12 protein-coding genes are annotated in these 13186 nt (G+C 69.6%); 10 read left to right on the top strand and 2 right to left on the bottom strand.

Going from position 1 to position 13186, the window contains the following annotated elements; genetic code table 11:
- Positions 1–21: 21 nt before the first annotated feature.
- The 10 genes from B9N97_RS00060 (at position 22) to B9N97_RS00015 (ending at position 12119) form a co-directional block, all read left to right on the top strand.
- On the top strand, positions 22–1344 hold the full coding sequence (locus B9N97_RS00060; RefSeq protein WP_085082109.1) for a M20 family metallopeptidase: 1323 nt from the start codon (positions 22–24) through the stop codon (positions 1342–1344).
- A gap of 25 nt (positions 1345–1369) precedes the next feature.
- A complete protein-coding gene (locus B9N97_RS00055; protein ID WP_085082107.1) occupies positions 1370–2161 on the top strand; it encodes a class II aldolase/adducin family protein in 792 nt (263 codons plus the stop codon).
- 226 nt (positions 2162–2387) lie between these two features.
- On the top strand, positions 2388–4043 hold the full coding sequence (locus tag B9N97_RS00050) for an ABC transporter substrate-binding protein (protein WP_085082104.1): 1656 nt from the start codon (positions 2388–2390) through the stop codon (positions 4041–4043).
- Positions 4044–4203: 160 nt separating this feature from the next.
- The gene (locus B9N97_RS00045) at positions 4204–5184 is read left to right on the top strand and encodes an ABC transporter permease (RefSeq protein ID WP_085083206.1); all 981 of its coding nucleotides are present in this window, start codon (positions 4204–4206) and stop codon (positions 5182–5184) included.
- On the top strand, positions 5184–6026 hold the full coding sequence (locus B9N97_RS00040) for an ABC transporter permease (protein WP_085083204.1): 843 nt from the start codon (positions 5184–5186) through the stop codon (positions 6024–6026). The genes B9N97_RS00045 and B9N97_RS00040 overlap by 1 nt, the downstream gene beginning before the upstream one ends.
- 49 nt (positions 6027–6075) lie before the next feature.
- On the top strand, positions 6076–7725 hold the full coding sequence (locus B9N97_RS00035; RefSeq protein ID WP_244560470.1) for an ABC transporter ATP-binding protein: 1650 nt from the start codon (positions 6076–6078) through the stop codon (positions 7723–7725).
- Entirely contained in the window at positions 7726–8709 is a 984-nt protein-coding gene (locus tag B9N97_RS00030; protein WP_085082100.1) for a ketopantoate reductase family protein, read from the top strand.
- A gap of 179 nt (positions 8710–8888) precedes the next feature.
- Complete coding sequence (locus tag B9N97_RS00025; RefSeq protein WP_085082098.1) at positions 8889–10130, top strand: Zn-dependent hydrolase; 1242 nt, start codon at positions 8889–8891, stop codon at positions 10128–10130.
- A gap of 28 nt (positions 10131–10158) precedes the next feature.
- Positions 10159–11211, top strand: coding sequence for a histone deacetylase family protein (locus B9N97_RS00020; protein WP_085082096.1), 1053 nt, complete (start codon positions 10159–10161; stop codon positions 11209–11211).
- Positions 11208–12119 (top strand): DMT family transporter, encoded by a 912-nt coding sequence (locus B9N97_RS00015; protein ID WP_085082094.1) that lies wholly within the window; start codon positions 11208–11210, stop codon positions 12117–12119. The genes B9N97_RS00020 and B9N97_RS00015 overlap by 4 nt, the downstream gene beginning before the upstream one ends.
- A 31-nt stretch (positions 12120–12150) precedes the next feature.
- On the opposite strand, the gene B9N97_RS00010 is transcribed toward B9N97_RS00015, so the two are convergent.
- The gene (locus B9N97_RS00010) at positions 12151–13068 is read right to left on the bottom strand and encodes an ACP S-malonyltransferase (RefSeq protein ID WP_085082093.1); all 918 of its coding nucleotides are present in this window, start codon (positions 13066–13068) and stop codon (positions 12151–12153) included.
- Positions 13065–13172: a triphosphoribosyl-dephospho-CoA synthase gene (locus B9N97_RS36040; RefSeq protein ID WP_085083202.1), complete on the bottom strand. Its 108-nt coding sequence runs from the start codon at positions 13170–13172 to the stop codon at positions 13065–13067. The genes B9N97_RS00010 and B9N97_RS36040 overlap by 4 nt, the downstream gene beginning before the upstream one ends.
- Between the last annotated feature and the right edge of the window lie 14 nt (positions 13173–13186).

The raw sequence follows: 13186 nt of genomic DNA, 5'->3' as shown, positions 1-13186 counted from the left end.
GATTTGGGCAGAGGATTCGGAATGACACGAGATACGGCAGCCCGTCTCGACCATGCCTTGCCGGACCCCGGCCTGCGCGCCGCAATCCTGGATGCCGCCGATGCGGCGCAGGGCGGGTGCGTGTCGCATCTCTCCGACCTCGTCCGCCAGCCGTCGCTGCTGGGGGAGGAATCCTCAGCCCAGGCGCTGATGGCCGAGCGCTTCGCCGCGCTGGGGCTGGAGGTCGACCGCTTCGACATCGACGAGCAGGCGATCTCCCGCATGCCGGGCTTCTCGCCGCCGGTGCTGCCCGGCGCCTATGCCGGGCGCGAGAACGTCGTCGGCGTGCACAAGCCGCGCGAGGCGAAGGGCCGCTCGCTGATCCTGAACGGCCACATCGACGTGGTGCCGGCCGGCCCGGCGGAGCTGTGGACCACCCCGCCCTTCGAGCCGCGCATCGCCGACGGCCGGCTTTACGGCCGCGGCGCCGGCGACATGAAGGCGGGCATCGCCGCCTACACCGCCGCCTTCGGCGCCTTGCGCACGCTGGGCTACCAGCCGGCCGCCCCGGTCTATCTGCAGTCGGTGATCGAGGAGGAGTGCACCGGCAACGGCGCGCTGGCCTGCCTGCACCGCGGCTATCGCGCCGACGCCGCCGTGATCCCGGAGCCGTTCAACCATTCCATCTCCGTCGCCCAGGTCGGGGTGATGTGGCTGCGGCTGGTGCTGACCGGCACGCCGGCCCATGTGCTGGACACCTCGGCCGGCGTCAACGCCATCGAGGCGGCCTACGCCCTGGCCGCCCACCTGAAGGCGCTGGAGGTGCGGTGGAACGAGCCGTCCTGCCGCCATCCCGCCTTCTGCGGCCATGCCCATCCCGTCAACATCAATCTCGGCCGGATCGAGGGCGGCGAGTGGCCGTCGTCAGTCCCGACGCGCTGCACGCTCGACCTCCGGCTCGGCTTCTTCCCCGGGCAGGAGCCGGAGGCGGTCCGCGCCGAGGTCGCCCGGGCGGTGGAGCAGGCGCGCTCCACCGACCCGGCCCTTTCCGGCGTCGGCGTCGAGTTGCAGTGGAACGGCTTCCAGGCCGCCGGCTGCGAGATCGACCCGGCCCACCCGCTGGTCACCATGCTGGCCGACAGCCATCGCGCCGTGCGCGGCGGCGATCCGGAACTGGTGGCGCTGACCTGCACCACCGACGCCCGCTTCTTCCAGCTCTATGGCGACACGCCCGCCACCTGCTACGGGCCGGAGGCGACGCGCATCCACGGCATCGACGAGTCGGTGTCGCTGGACAGCCTGCGCGACGTGACCCGCGTGCTGGCGCTGTTCATCGCCGGCTGGTGCGGCCTGGAACCCATCTGACCTCTTATCCGACGAGACCCGCCCGATGATCGCCGCCACCTTGAAAGCGAACGCCGCCCACGCCCCCCACGCCACGCGCGACTGCTCCGACGTGGAGTGGAAGGTGCGCACCGATCTGGCCGCCGCCTACCGGCTGTTCGACCGGTTGGGCATGACCGACCTGATCTACACCCACATGTCGGCGCGGATCCCCGACACGCCCGACCATTTCCTGATCAACCCCTATGGCCTGATGTTCCACGAGGTGACGCCCGACAACCTCGTGAAGGTCGACATCGACGGCAATCTGGTGGACGGGCGCGACGGCGACGCCATCAACCCGGCCGGCTTCACCATCCACAGCGCAGTGCATCATGCCCGCCCGGACGTCGGCGCGGTCATCCACCTGCACACCGACGCCGGCATGGCGGTCAGCGCCCAGGCCGACGGGCTGCTGCCGATCACCCAGCATTCGCTGCGCTGGTACAACCGCCTCGCCTACCACACCTACGAAGGCATCGCTTTGGATCTGGCGGAGCGGGAGCGGCTGGTCGCCGATCTCGGCAGCCATCACAGCATGATCCTGCGCAACCACGGCCTGCTGACCGTCGGCCAGGACGTCGCCGAGGCGGCGGTGCTGATGTACTATCTGGAGCAGGCCTGCAAGCAGCAGATCATGGCGATGGCCGGCGGCCGGCCGCTGATCTATCCGTTGCCGGAGGTCTGCGAGCACACCGCCCTGCAATATGAACGCGCCTATCCCCGCGCCGGGGTGCTGGAATGGGACGCGCTGCTGCGCTGGCTGGACAGCACGTCCGGGCCGGTGGGGCCGCGGTGAGTGGGTAAGTTAGACCCCCACTGGAGTTAGACCCCCACCCTGACCCTCCCCCGCTGGGCGGGGGAGGGGACAAGCGCTGATACGGGAGAGTGGCGGCAGTCCCTCCCCCGCCCAGCGGGGGAGGTTAGGTGGGGGCAATCGCCAGCCCACACCCTCCCAATCAAAAACCATCGACACGACAGGGTCGCTAACACCACCGAAACACTTCTGGAGACGAGGACACCCGATGACCAGACGCCTTACCGGTATCCCCGCCAGCTTCCAACGCGGCTTCCGCCGCAGCGTCCACCGTGCCGCCGCCGCCGGCCTGCTGGCAGCCGCACTCGCCATTCCCGGCACGGCCGCCCTGGTCGCCGCCCCGGCCATCGCCCAGGAGACGCCTGTCCGCGGCGGTGTCCTCAACTCCATCGTGCAGCCGGAGCCGCCGACCCTGATGCTGGGCCTGAACCAGCAGGGCCCGACCCAGACCGTCGGCGGCAAGATCTATCAGGGCCTGCTGACTTACGATCAGAAGCTGAACCCGATGCCGTCGCTGGCCAAGAGCTGGACGATCTCGCCGGACGGGCTGACCTACACCTTCAAGCTGTTCGAGAACGTCAAGTGGCACGACGGCAAGCCCTTCACCGCCAATGACGTGGTCTTCACCACCTCCAAGTTCCTGATGGAGGTCCACCCGCGCGCCCGCGCCGTGTTCAGCCGTTGCGAATCGATCACGGCGCTGGACGACCACACCGTCGAGTTCAAGCTGAAGGAGCCGTTCCCGGCCTTCATCCAGGCCTTCGAGGTGTCGTCGGCGCCGATCGTCCCGGCCCACATCTACGAGGGCACCGATTACCGCGCCAACCCGGCCAACAACACCCCCATCGGCACCGGCCCGTTCAAGCTGAAGGAATGGGTGAAGGGCAGCTATATCCAGCTCGTCCGCAACGAGGATTACTTCAAGGAAGGCCTGCCCTATCTGGACGGCATCACCTTCCGCGTGATCCCGGACGCCGCCAGCCGCTCGCTGGCGCTGGAAAGCGGTCAGGTGCAGCAGACCCAGTACAGCGACCTGGAGCCCTTCGAGGTTCCGCGCATGAAGACGCTGCCGAACCTGACCATGACCACCGCCGGCTACGAGTTCGTGGCGCCGATGGCGTGGCTGGAGATCAACCACCGCGTCAAGCCGCTCGACGACAAGCGTTTCCGCAAGGCCATCGCCTACGCCATCGACCGCAAGTTCATCCGCGACAAGATCTGGTTCGGCCTGGGCCGCGTGCCGACCGGTCCGATCAACTCGGTGGTCAAGTTCTATGACCCCAAGGTGACGACCTACGAGCCGAACCCGGAGAAGGCCAAGGCCCTGCTGGACGAGATGGGGCTGAAGCCCAACGGCCAGGGCGTGCGCGCCACCGTCAAGCTGATGCCGATGCCCTACGGCGAGACCTGGACCCGCCTCGGCGAGTATATGAAGCAGGCGCTGGGCAAGGTCGGCATCGCCGTGGTTCTGGAGAGCACCGACGCCGCCGGCTGGGCGCAACGCGTCGCCAACTGGGATTACGAGATCACCACCAACTTCCTCTACCAGTACGGCGACCCGGCGCTGGGCGTCGCCCGCACCTACATCTCGTCGAACATCCGCAAGGGCGTTCTGTTCACCAACACCATGGGCTATTCCAACCCGAAGGTCGACGAGCTGTTCGCCAAGGCGTCGCAGGAGATCGACCCGGCCAAGCGCCAGGAACAGTACAGCGAGGTCCAGCGCATCCTGTCCGACGAGCTGCCGGTCGTCTGGCTGCTGGAGATGGAATTCCCGACCTTCCTCGACAAGCGGGTGAAGAACGCCAACACGACGGCCATCGGTGTCAACGACACCTATGAGAGCGTCTGGCTGGCGAAGTAACGCGACGCTGCACTTGCCCCCACCCTAACCCTCCCCCGCTGGGCGGGGGAGGGGACTCGGACCTTTCCCCGAAAAGCGCCCAATCTCCCTCCCCCGCCCAGCGGGGGAGGGTCGGGGTGGGGGCAAGCGGTCCAGGGGCTCGCACACAGGATTTATGCCCATGCTGGGATTCGCCCAACTCTTCGCGAGCCGCCTGGTCAAGGCCGCCGCGATCCTGATCGCCATCGTGGTGATGAACTTCTTCCTCGTCCATGCCGCCCCCGGCGACCCGGCCATGGTGATGGCGGGCGAGGCGGGGGCCGCCGACGAAAAGTTCGTGACGCAGCTGCGCGAGCAGTTCGGGCTCGACCGGCCGCTCTACGAACAGCTCGGCACCTATGTCGGCAAGATCGTGCAGGGCGATCTCGGCTTCTCCTACCGGCAGCAGCGGCCGGTCTGGGACATCCTGGCGGAACGGCTGCCGGCCACGCTGGTGCTGACGCTGACCGCCTTCATCCTGGCGCTTGCCGCCGGCGTGGCGCTGGGCACGCTGGCGGCGGTCACCGTCGGCACCTGGGCCGACAGCGCCATCACCGTCGTCGCACTCCTGGCCTACGCCACGCCGATCTACTGGATCGGCCTGATGCTGAGCCTGTTCTTCTCCATCCAGCTCGGCTGGCTGCCGGCCTTCGGCTACGAGACCATCGGCGCCGGCTATACCGGGCTGGCCCATGTCGCGGACGTGGCGGTCCACCTGATCCTGCCGGTCATCACGCTGGCGCTGTTCTACATGGCGAGCTACGCCCGCCTGACCCGCGCCTCGATGCTGGAGGTGCGCAGCCTCGATTTCGTCAAGACCGCCAAGGCCAAGGGGCTGTCGCAGAGCCGCATCGTCACCCGCCACGTCCTGCGCAACGCCATCCTGCCGGTCATCACCGTGGCGGGCATCCAGGCCGGGCAGCTGGTCGGCGGGTCGATCCTGATCGAAACGGTGTTCGCCTGGCCCGGCATCGGCCGGCTGGCCTTCGAGGCGGTGCTGCAGCGCGACTATCAGGTGCTGCTGGGCATCTTCCTGGTCACGTCGATCATGGTGATCCTGTTCAACATCCTGACCGACATCCTCTACGGCCTCGTCGATCCGCGCATCCAGGTGTCGCAATGATGATGAAATCCGATTTCTGGCGGGCCTTCGCCCGCAACAAGGGCGCGGTCCTGGGGCTGGTGATCCTGATCGCCATCGTGGTGCTGGCCGTCTTCGCCTCCGTCCTGTTCCCCGGCGATCCGTGGGACATGGCGACGGCCCCTTTCCAGCCGCCGCTGTCCGACGACGCGCTTCTCGGATCCGACATGCTGGGCCGCGACATCGCGTCCGGCATCGCCCACGGGGCGCGGGTGTCGCTGCTGATCGGCCTGACCTCCACCGCCGCCGCGCTGGCCATCGGCGTCACGCTGGGGGCGCTGGCCGGCTTCCACGGCGGCAAGGTGGACGACGCCATCATGCGCTTCACCGAGCTGTTCCAGACCATCCCCAACTTTGTGCTGGCCGTGGTGCTGGTCGCCATCTTCACCCCCAGCCTGACCACCATCGTCGCCGCCATCGCAATTGTCAGCTGGCCGCCGCTGGCACGATTGGCCCGCGCCGAGTTCCTAAGCCTGCGCACCCGCGAGTTCGTCCAGGCCGCCATCACCACGGGTCAGAGCAACACCACCATCATCCTGCGCCAGATCCTGCCCAACAGCCTGTCGCCGATCATCGTCTCGGCCTCCCTGATGGTGGCGACCGCCATCCTGCTGGAAAGCTCGCTCAGCTTCCTCGGCCTCGGCGATCCCAACGCCATGAGCTGGGGCTACATGATCGGCGCCGCCCGCACGGTGATCCGGCAGGCCTGGTGGATGAGCGTCTTCCCCGGCCTTGCCATCGTGCTGACCGTGCTGGCGCTGAACCTCGTCGGCGAGGGGCTGAACGATGCCCTGAACCCGAAGCTCGCCCGGTCGCGGGGCTGATCCGATGAGCCAGTCCGAAATGCTTCGCACCGCGACGGAGACCGCAGCCATGACGACCACGCCGCTTCTCGATGTGCGCGGCCTCAGCATCGCGCTGCCGCCGGGCGCCGACCGTCCGCTGGCGGTGGACAACCTGACCTTCACCCTGAACCCCGACGAGATCCTCTGCGTGGTCGGCGAGTCCGGCTCCGGCAAGTCGATGACCGCGCATGCGATGATGGGCCTGCTGCCCGCCCCCCATGTCCGCGTCGCCGGCGGCAGCCTGCTGTTCAAGGGCAAGGACGTGCTGACCATGCCGGAGGCGGAGCAGCGCGCCCTTCGCGGCGGCCGCATCGCCATGGTGTTCCAGGAGCCGATGACCGCGCTGAACCCGCTGATGCGGGTCGGCCGCCAGATCGGCGAGTCCTTGCGCGAGCACACCGACCTGCCTGCCCCCGCCCGCCGCGCCCGCGTGGTGGAGCTGCTGGCCCAGGTCGGACTGCCCAACCCGGCCGAACTGGCCGAGGCCTATCCCTTCCGCCTGTCGGGCGGCCAGCGCCAGCGCGTGATGATCGCCATGGCGCTCGCCTGCCAGCCCGACATCCTGATCGCCGACGAGCCGACCACGGCGCTGGACGTCACCACCCAGAAGCAGATCCTCGACCTGATCCGCTCGATCCAGGCCGAACGCCACATGGGCATGATGTTCATCACCCACGACTTCGGCGTGGTGGCGGAGATCGCCCACCGGGTGGCGGTGATGCGCCACGGCAAGCTGGTGGAATACGGCCCGGCGTCGGACGTGCTGAACCGGCCGCAGCATCCCTACACCCGGCAGCTGATCGCCTCCGTCCCGCACTACATCGAACACCGCGACGACCACGCCAAGGCCGGCGCCCCGCTGCTGGTCGCCGACAAGGTGCGAAAGGTCTTCCATGTCGGAGGCGGCCTGTTCAAGAAGTCCAAGGAGGTCATCGCCGGCGACGACCTGTCGCTGACCATCCACCCCGGCGAAACCGTCGGTCTGGTCGGCGAATCCGGCTCCGGCAAATCGACGCTCGGCCGCTCCATCGTCGGCCTGATCAAGCCGGATTCGGGCCGCATCCTGTTCGAGGGCACCGACCTGCTGTCGCTCGACCGCCGGGGCTTCCGGCCCTATCGCCGGGCGGTGCAGATGGTGTTCCAGGACCCCTACGCCTCGCTGAACCCGCGCCACCGCGTCGGCGACATCGTGGCCCAGGGGCCGGTGGCCTTCGGCGAGGACCGGGCCAAGGCCTTGACCCGCGCGCGGGAGCTGCTGGCGATGGTCGGCCTCGACGGCTCGGCCGCCGACCGTTTCCCGCACGAATTCTCCGGCGGCCAGCGCCAGCGCATCGGCATCGCCCGCGCGCTGGCCATGGAACCGAAGCTTCTGGTCGCCGACGAGCCGGTGTCCGCCCTCGACGTCTCGGTCCAGGGGCAGGTGCTGGAACTGCTGGACGACATCCGCAGGCGGCTGAACCTCGCCATGCTGTTCATCACCCACGATCTTCGGGTGGCTGCCCAGGTCTGCGACACCATCGCCGTGATGCGCCGCGGCAAGATCGTGGAACTCGGCACGGCGCGGGAGGTGTTCACCCACCCGCGCGACGCCTACACCCGCAGCCTGCTCGACGCCATTCCCGGCAAGGCCTGGCAGATTCCGGACGACCTGCAACAAGTTCCGGCAGGAGCGCACTGAATGAAGGTCGCCATCATCGGGGCCGGCGCGGTCGGCGGTCTGCTGACCGCCCGGCTCGGCGCCACCGAAGCCGAAGTGACGCTGGTCGCCCGGCCGAACTCGGCCGCCGCCATCCGCCGCAACGGCCTGACCATGGTGACGCCGCTGAACCGCGTCGCGCGGCTCAACCCGCGCGTTACCGACGACAGCCTGTCGCTGGGGCCGCAGGATCTGGTGTTCCTCTGCGTCAAGTCCCATGCGCTCCGCGGCACCATCGACACGCTGACCCCGCTGCTGGGGCCGGAGACCGCCATCGTGCCGATGGTCAATGGCATCCCCTGGTGGTACCCGCACCGCCAGCCGGAGCCCCTGGCCGACCGGCCGCTCGCCAGCGTCGATCCCGACGGCCTGCTGTGGCGCTCCATCGACCCCGACCGCGTGGTCGGCGCGACGACCTTCGTCGCGGTGGAGGGCGACGGCCCCTGCCGCCTGCGCCATGTCAGCGACCAGCGCTTCGTCTTCGGCGATGTGGCCGGCCGCGACAACCCGGCGGTGGACCGCATCGTCACCCTGTTCGGGCAGGCCGGCTTCCAGCCCGCCAAGACCACGGATATTCGCCAAGCGATCTGGGTGAAGCTGTGGGGCAACCTCGCCTTCAACCCATTGAGCGTGCTGACCGGATCGACGCTCGGCCGGCTGTGCAACGATCCCGGCACCCGCGAGACCGGCCGCGCCATGATGCTGGAGGCCAAGGCGGTGGCCGAAAAGCTGGGCGTGGTCTTCACCACCAGCGTCGACGAACGCATCGCCATGGCGGCCGGCGTCGGCGACTTCAAGACCTCGATGCTGCAGGACTACGAGGCCGGCCGCCGGCTGGAGCTGGAGGCGATCCTGGGGTCTGTGATCGAGCTGGCGGAGCGGACCGGCGTGCATGTGCCGATGCTGCGCGCCGTGCTAGCGATGGTCGACCTCAGGGCGCGGGAGCGGCGGGAGGTGGCGGCTTAGTCCTCGCTCACTTACTTGCCCCCACCCTAACCCTCCCCCGCTGGGCGGGGGAGGGGATAAGTGCTTGATCGGAAAAGCGGCGGCAGTCCCTCCCCCGCCCAGCGGGGGAGGTTAGGTGGGGGCATTCGAAGCCGACACCTCTCAAATCAAACGTCAGAAATAATTTCTCCGGAGCCACCATGCCTCTCCCCTCCAACCTGCCGATCGACGCCGACCGCCTGTGGGACAGCTTGGCCTCGATGGCGAAGATCGGCGCCACCGCCAAGGGCGGCAGCTGCCGCCTCGCTTTGTCGGACGAGGACAAGGCCGGCCGCGACCTGTTCGTCTCCTGGTGCGAGGCCGCCGGCTGCACCGTCAGCGTCGACCGCATCGGCAACATCTTCGCCCGCCGCAGGGGCCGTGACGACAGCCTGCCCCCGGTGGTGATGGGCAGCCATCTCGACACCCAGCCGACCGGCGGACGCTTCGACGGCGTGTTCGGCGTGCTGGCGGCGCTGGAGGTGGTGCGCTCGCTGAACGACCGCGGGGTGGAGACCCTGCACCCGGTCGAGGTCGCGGTCTGGACCAACGAGGAAGGCTCCCGCTTCTCGCCGCCGATGATGGGCTCCGGCGTCGTCACCGGCGTCTTCACCTTGGACGAGATCCTCGACAAGGTGGCGCAGGACGGCGCGCGGCTGGGCGACGAACTGGTCCGCACCGGCTATGCCGGCGAGGCACCCGTCGACCACCCCATGCACGCCTACCTTGAGGCCCACATCGAACAGGGCCCGGTGCTGGAGGTCGAAGGCAAGGAGATCGGCGTCGTCACCGGCGCCCAGGGCCAGCGCTGGTACGAGGTGACGGTGACGGGGGTGGAGGCGCATGCCGGCCCGACGCCGATGCGCCTGCGCCGCGACGCGCTGGTTGCCGCCTCGGCCATGGTGCAGGCGGTGCAGCGTGTCGGTCTGGAGACGGCCGGCGATCCCTGCGCCACCGTCGGCATCCTCGATGTCCACCCGCATTCGCGCAATGTCATTCCCGGCCGCGTCTTCTTCACCGTCGACCTGCGCCACCCGAATGCCGACACGCTGGCCGACATGGACCGCCGCTTCCGCACCGCGGTCGCGGAGATTGCCGAGCAGCATGGGGTGAGCGCCGAGATCGCCGATTTCTGGCACTTCCCGCCGACGCCCTTCGCCCGGCCGCTGGTCGACAGTGTGCGCGACGCCGCCGCCGGCTTCGGCTTCAGCCACCGCGACATCGTGTCGGGCGCCGGCCATGACGCGGTCTATGTGGCGGGCAAGGTGCCGACGGCGATGATCTTCATCCCCTGCGAGGACGGCATCAGCCACAACGAGGTCGAAAACATCTCCCCCGCCGACGGCGCCCGCGGCGCCGCCGTGCTGTTCGAAACACTGGTCGCCACGGCCGGACGGCCCTGAGCACGTCCGCTCTCTGGAGAGTCCCCCCATGAAGTTCGTCCATCACCCCGATGCCGCCCTGCACCGCCCCGCGACCTATTTCAACAAGGGTCTGCTGCGCGCCCTGCCGGAGAAGCCGGAGCGGGTCGGCGCGCTGGCCTCGCTGATCGAGAAGCGGGGCGAGACGCTGATCCGGCCCGACGATTACGGCCCCGCCCCGCGCGCCGCGGTGCACACGCCGGCCTATCTCGCCTTCCTGGAGACGGCGCACGCGCGCTGGGTGGCGGAGGGCGACATGGGCGATGTGGTGCTGCCCAACGTCCACCGGATGCAGGCCGCCCCCAACTACCCCACCAGCATCGTCGGTCAGGCCGGCTGGCACATGTTCGACACCGCCTGCCCGATCGGCGAGGGCACCTGGGCCGCCACCTGCGCCGCCACCAACGCCGCCATCCATGCAGCAAAGCTGGTCGCCACCGGGGCGGACAGCGCCGCCTACGCGCTGTGCCGGCCGCCGGGGCACCATGCCACCCGCGATATGGCCGGCGGCTTCTGCTACCTGAACCATGTCGCCGTCGCGGCGGAATCGGTGCTGCCACTGCTGCGCGCCCAGGGCCGGCCGGCGCGCGTCGCCATCATCGACGTTGACGTCCACCACGGCAACGGCACGCAGGACATCTTCTACGAGCGCGACGACGTGTTCTTCGTCTCGGTCCATGGCGACCCGGCGGAGTTCTATCCGCACATGGCCGGCTACGCGCAGGAACGCGGCATCGGCCGCGGCGAGGGCTATAATCTGAACCTGCCGCTGCCCATCGGCAGCGACGAGGCGACGGTGCTGGCGACCATCGGCAAGGGCCTGGACGAGATCCGGCGGTTCGCGCCGGAGATGCTGTTCGTCTCGCTGGGCTTCGACACCTTCATCGGCGACCCGCTGGCCGCCTTCGGCGTCACCACGCCGGGCTTCGCCCGCATGGGCGCGCTGATCGCCGCCGCCGGCCTGCCGACGGTGCTGGTGCAGGAGGGTGGCTACGCCATCGACGACCTGTCGGCCAACCTGTCCAGCTTCCTCGACGGCTTCGAAGGCAAGACAGCGGCATGACCGCCATCGCCGCCACCGGAGCCGGCCGCGATCCGGTCAAATACCTGCTGATCGCCGTCATAAGCCTGTTTTGGGGCCTGAACTGGCCGGCGGTGAAGACGATCCTGACGCAGGTGCCGATCTTCAGCCTGCGCGCCATCGGCTTCACCGCCGGGGCGGTGCTGCTGCTGGGGGCGGCGCGTCTGGCCGGGCACCGGCTGCGGGTGGAGCGGACGGAATGGCCGTCGCTGGTGGCGGCGGGGCTGTGCAACGTGCTGGTCTTCAACCTGTGCACGGCGCTCGGGCAAAGCCTGATGGCGACCTCGCAGGCGGCCATCGTCGCTTTCACCATGCCGGTGTGGGCGACGCTGCTGGCGATCCCGCTGCTGGGCGAAAGGCCGGGGCCGCGTCAGATCGTCGGGCTCGCCAGCGGGCTGGCCGGGCTGCTGGTGCTGCTGGGACCGGCCGCACTGTCGGCGCCCCCATCGGAACTGGCCGGGCCGGCGGTGATGCTGGTGGCGGCGGTGGCCTGGGCTTTGGGCACCATCGTGATGAAGCGGCGGGTCTGGCGCACCCACCCGATGGTCATCACCGGCTGGCAATATGTGCTGTGCGCCCCGCCGATGATCCTGCTGGCGGCGACGGAGACGAGACCGGCGCTGTCCGAGCTTCACCCTGCGGTGTGGGTCGGCTTCACCTGGCACATTTTCTGTTCGCTCTGCGCGGCGCAGGCTCTGTGGTACGTCACCGTCCGCCGCCTGACGGTGGGCGAAGCGGCGGTCAGCACCCTGCTGATTCCGGTGGTCGGGGTCGGCGGCGCCGTGCTGCTGCTGGGCGACCCGGTGACGCCGCGGCTTGCGGCAGCCCTGGTGCTGATCCTCGCCGCCGTCGCCTGCGTGCTTGGACCGAAGCCGGTCGGGCGCAAATAGCTCCCTCTCCCGCCCCGGGAGAAGGCGATTATCACCCGAGTTGCCGCTCCACCCAAGCAGCGGCGCCGGACAGGCTGCGGAAATCGGCAACGGCACGGACGGGCAGGCCGGGATGCCGCTCGGCGGCCATCCGCGCCAGCGCGTTACCGGGGCCGGTTTCCAGCAGGACGGTACAGCCCATCTCGATCAGCCCGTCCAGGCAGGCCGCCCAGGCGACTGTTTCCGTCATCTGCCGGGTCAGCGCCGCGACCGCCCGCTCGCGGGTGTAGACCGGGGTGCCGTCGATGCCGGCCAGCACCGGCAGCGGCGGAGCCTGCAGGCCGCTCGCCGCCAGAATCGGTGAGAACTCCGCCGCAGCGGGCGCCATCAGCCGCGTGTGCGAGGCCACGGTGACCGGCAGCGGCGTCACCGCGGCGCCCAGCGCCAAAGCCGCCGCCTCCACCACCGCCAGCACGGTCTTGCGCCCCCCAACCACGAAGCGGTCGGCACCATTCTCGATGGCGATGTCGGCACCGCAGTCGCGGCAGACCGCCTCCACTCGCGCCTTATCCAACCCCCGCACGGCCAACAACCCACCCGGCTCGGTGTCGGCGCGGTCCATCGCATCGGCCCGCCGCACCGCCAGCCGCAGCAGTTCGTCCACATCGAGTGCCCCCGCGACATGGTAGGCCGACAGTTCCCCCAGGCTGTAGCCGGCGACCGCGCGCACCGGCGGCAGATGCAGCCGCAGCGCCGCCCAGATCGCCGTCTGGACCGCGCAAAGCAGCGGCTGGGCGACGGCATTGCGCTGCATCTCGGCCTCCGGCCCGGCGACCAGCGCGCGCGGGTCCCGCCCCATGACGCCGGCGGCCCGATCCAGCACCGCCTGTGCCGCCGGCTCCCGCCGCAGCAGGTCGAGCATGCCCGAACCCTGCCCACCCTGGCCGGAGCAGAGAATCCCCAGGCTCATGGCCAGCCCGCCCGCAGGGCGTGGACGAAATGCGCCGCCGCCAGCATGTCGGCGCTGCCGCCGGGCGACAGCCGACGGGCGACGCAGGCGCGGTGCAGGGCCAGCGCCTCGTCCCGCC

The organism is Azospirillum oryzae, from assembly GCF_900177515.1.
Lineage (GTDB): Bacteria > Pseudomonadota > Alphaproteobacteria > Azospirillales > Azospirillaceae > Azospirillum > Azospirillum oryzae_A.
This window is presented reverse-complemented; position numbering and strand designations above follow the sequence as displayed.

What these genes read in the sequence shown, in the direction of transcription:
- B9N97_RS00060 (WP_085082109.1), top strand. Translation starts at nt 22, where the DNA reads ATGACACGAGATACGGCAGCCCGTCTCGACCATGCCTTGCCGGACCCC.
- B9N97_RS00045 (WP_085083206.1), top strand. Translation starts at nt 4,204, where the DNA reads ATGCTGGGATTCGCCCAACTCTTCGCGAGCCGCCTGGTCAAGGCCGCC.
- B9N97_RS00055 (WP_085082107.1), top strand. Translation starts at nt 1,370, where the DNA reads ATGATCGCCGCCACCTTGAAAGCGAACGCCGCCCACGCCCCCCACGCC.
- B9N97_RS00050 (WP_085082104.1), top strand. Translation starts at nt 2,388, where the DNA reads ATGACCAGACGCCTTACCGGTATCCCCGCCAGCTTCCAACGCGGCTTC.
- B9N97_RS00015 (WP_085082094.1), top strand. Translation starts at nt 11,208, where the DNA reads ATGACCGCCATCGCCGCCACCGGAGCCGGCCGCGATCCGGTCAAATAC.
- B9N97_RS00020 (WP_085082096.1), top strand. Translation starts at nt 10,159, where the DNA reads ATGAAGTTCGTCCATCACCCCGATGCCGCCCTGCACCGCCCCGCGACC.
- B9N97_RS00040 (WP_085083204.1), top strand. Translation starts at nt 5,184, where the DNA reads ATGATGAAATCCGATTTCTGGCGGGCCTTCGCCCGCAACAAGGGCGCG.
- B9N97_RS00010 (WP_085082093.1), bottom strand. Translation starts at nt 13,068, where the DNA reads ATGAGCCTGGGGATTCTCTGCTCCGGCCAGGGTGGGCAGGGTTCGGGC.
- B9N97_RS00025 (WP_085082098.1), top strand. Translation starts at nt 8,889, where the DNA reads ATGCCTCTCCCCTCCAACCTGCCGATCGACGCCGACCGCCTGTGGGAC.
- B9N97_RS00035 (WP_244560470.1), top strand. Translation starts at nt 6,076, where the DNA reads ATGACGACCACGCCGCTTCTCGATGTGCGCGGCCTCAGCATCGCGCTG.
- B9N97_RS00030 (WP_085082100.1), top strand. Translation starts at nt 7,726, where the DNA reads ATGAAGGTCGCCATCATCGGGGCCGGCGCGGTCGGCGGTCTGCTGACC.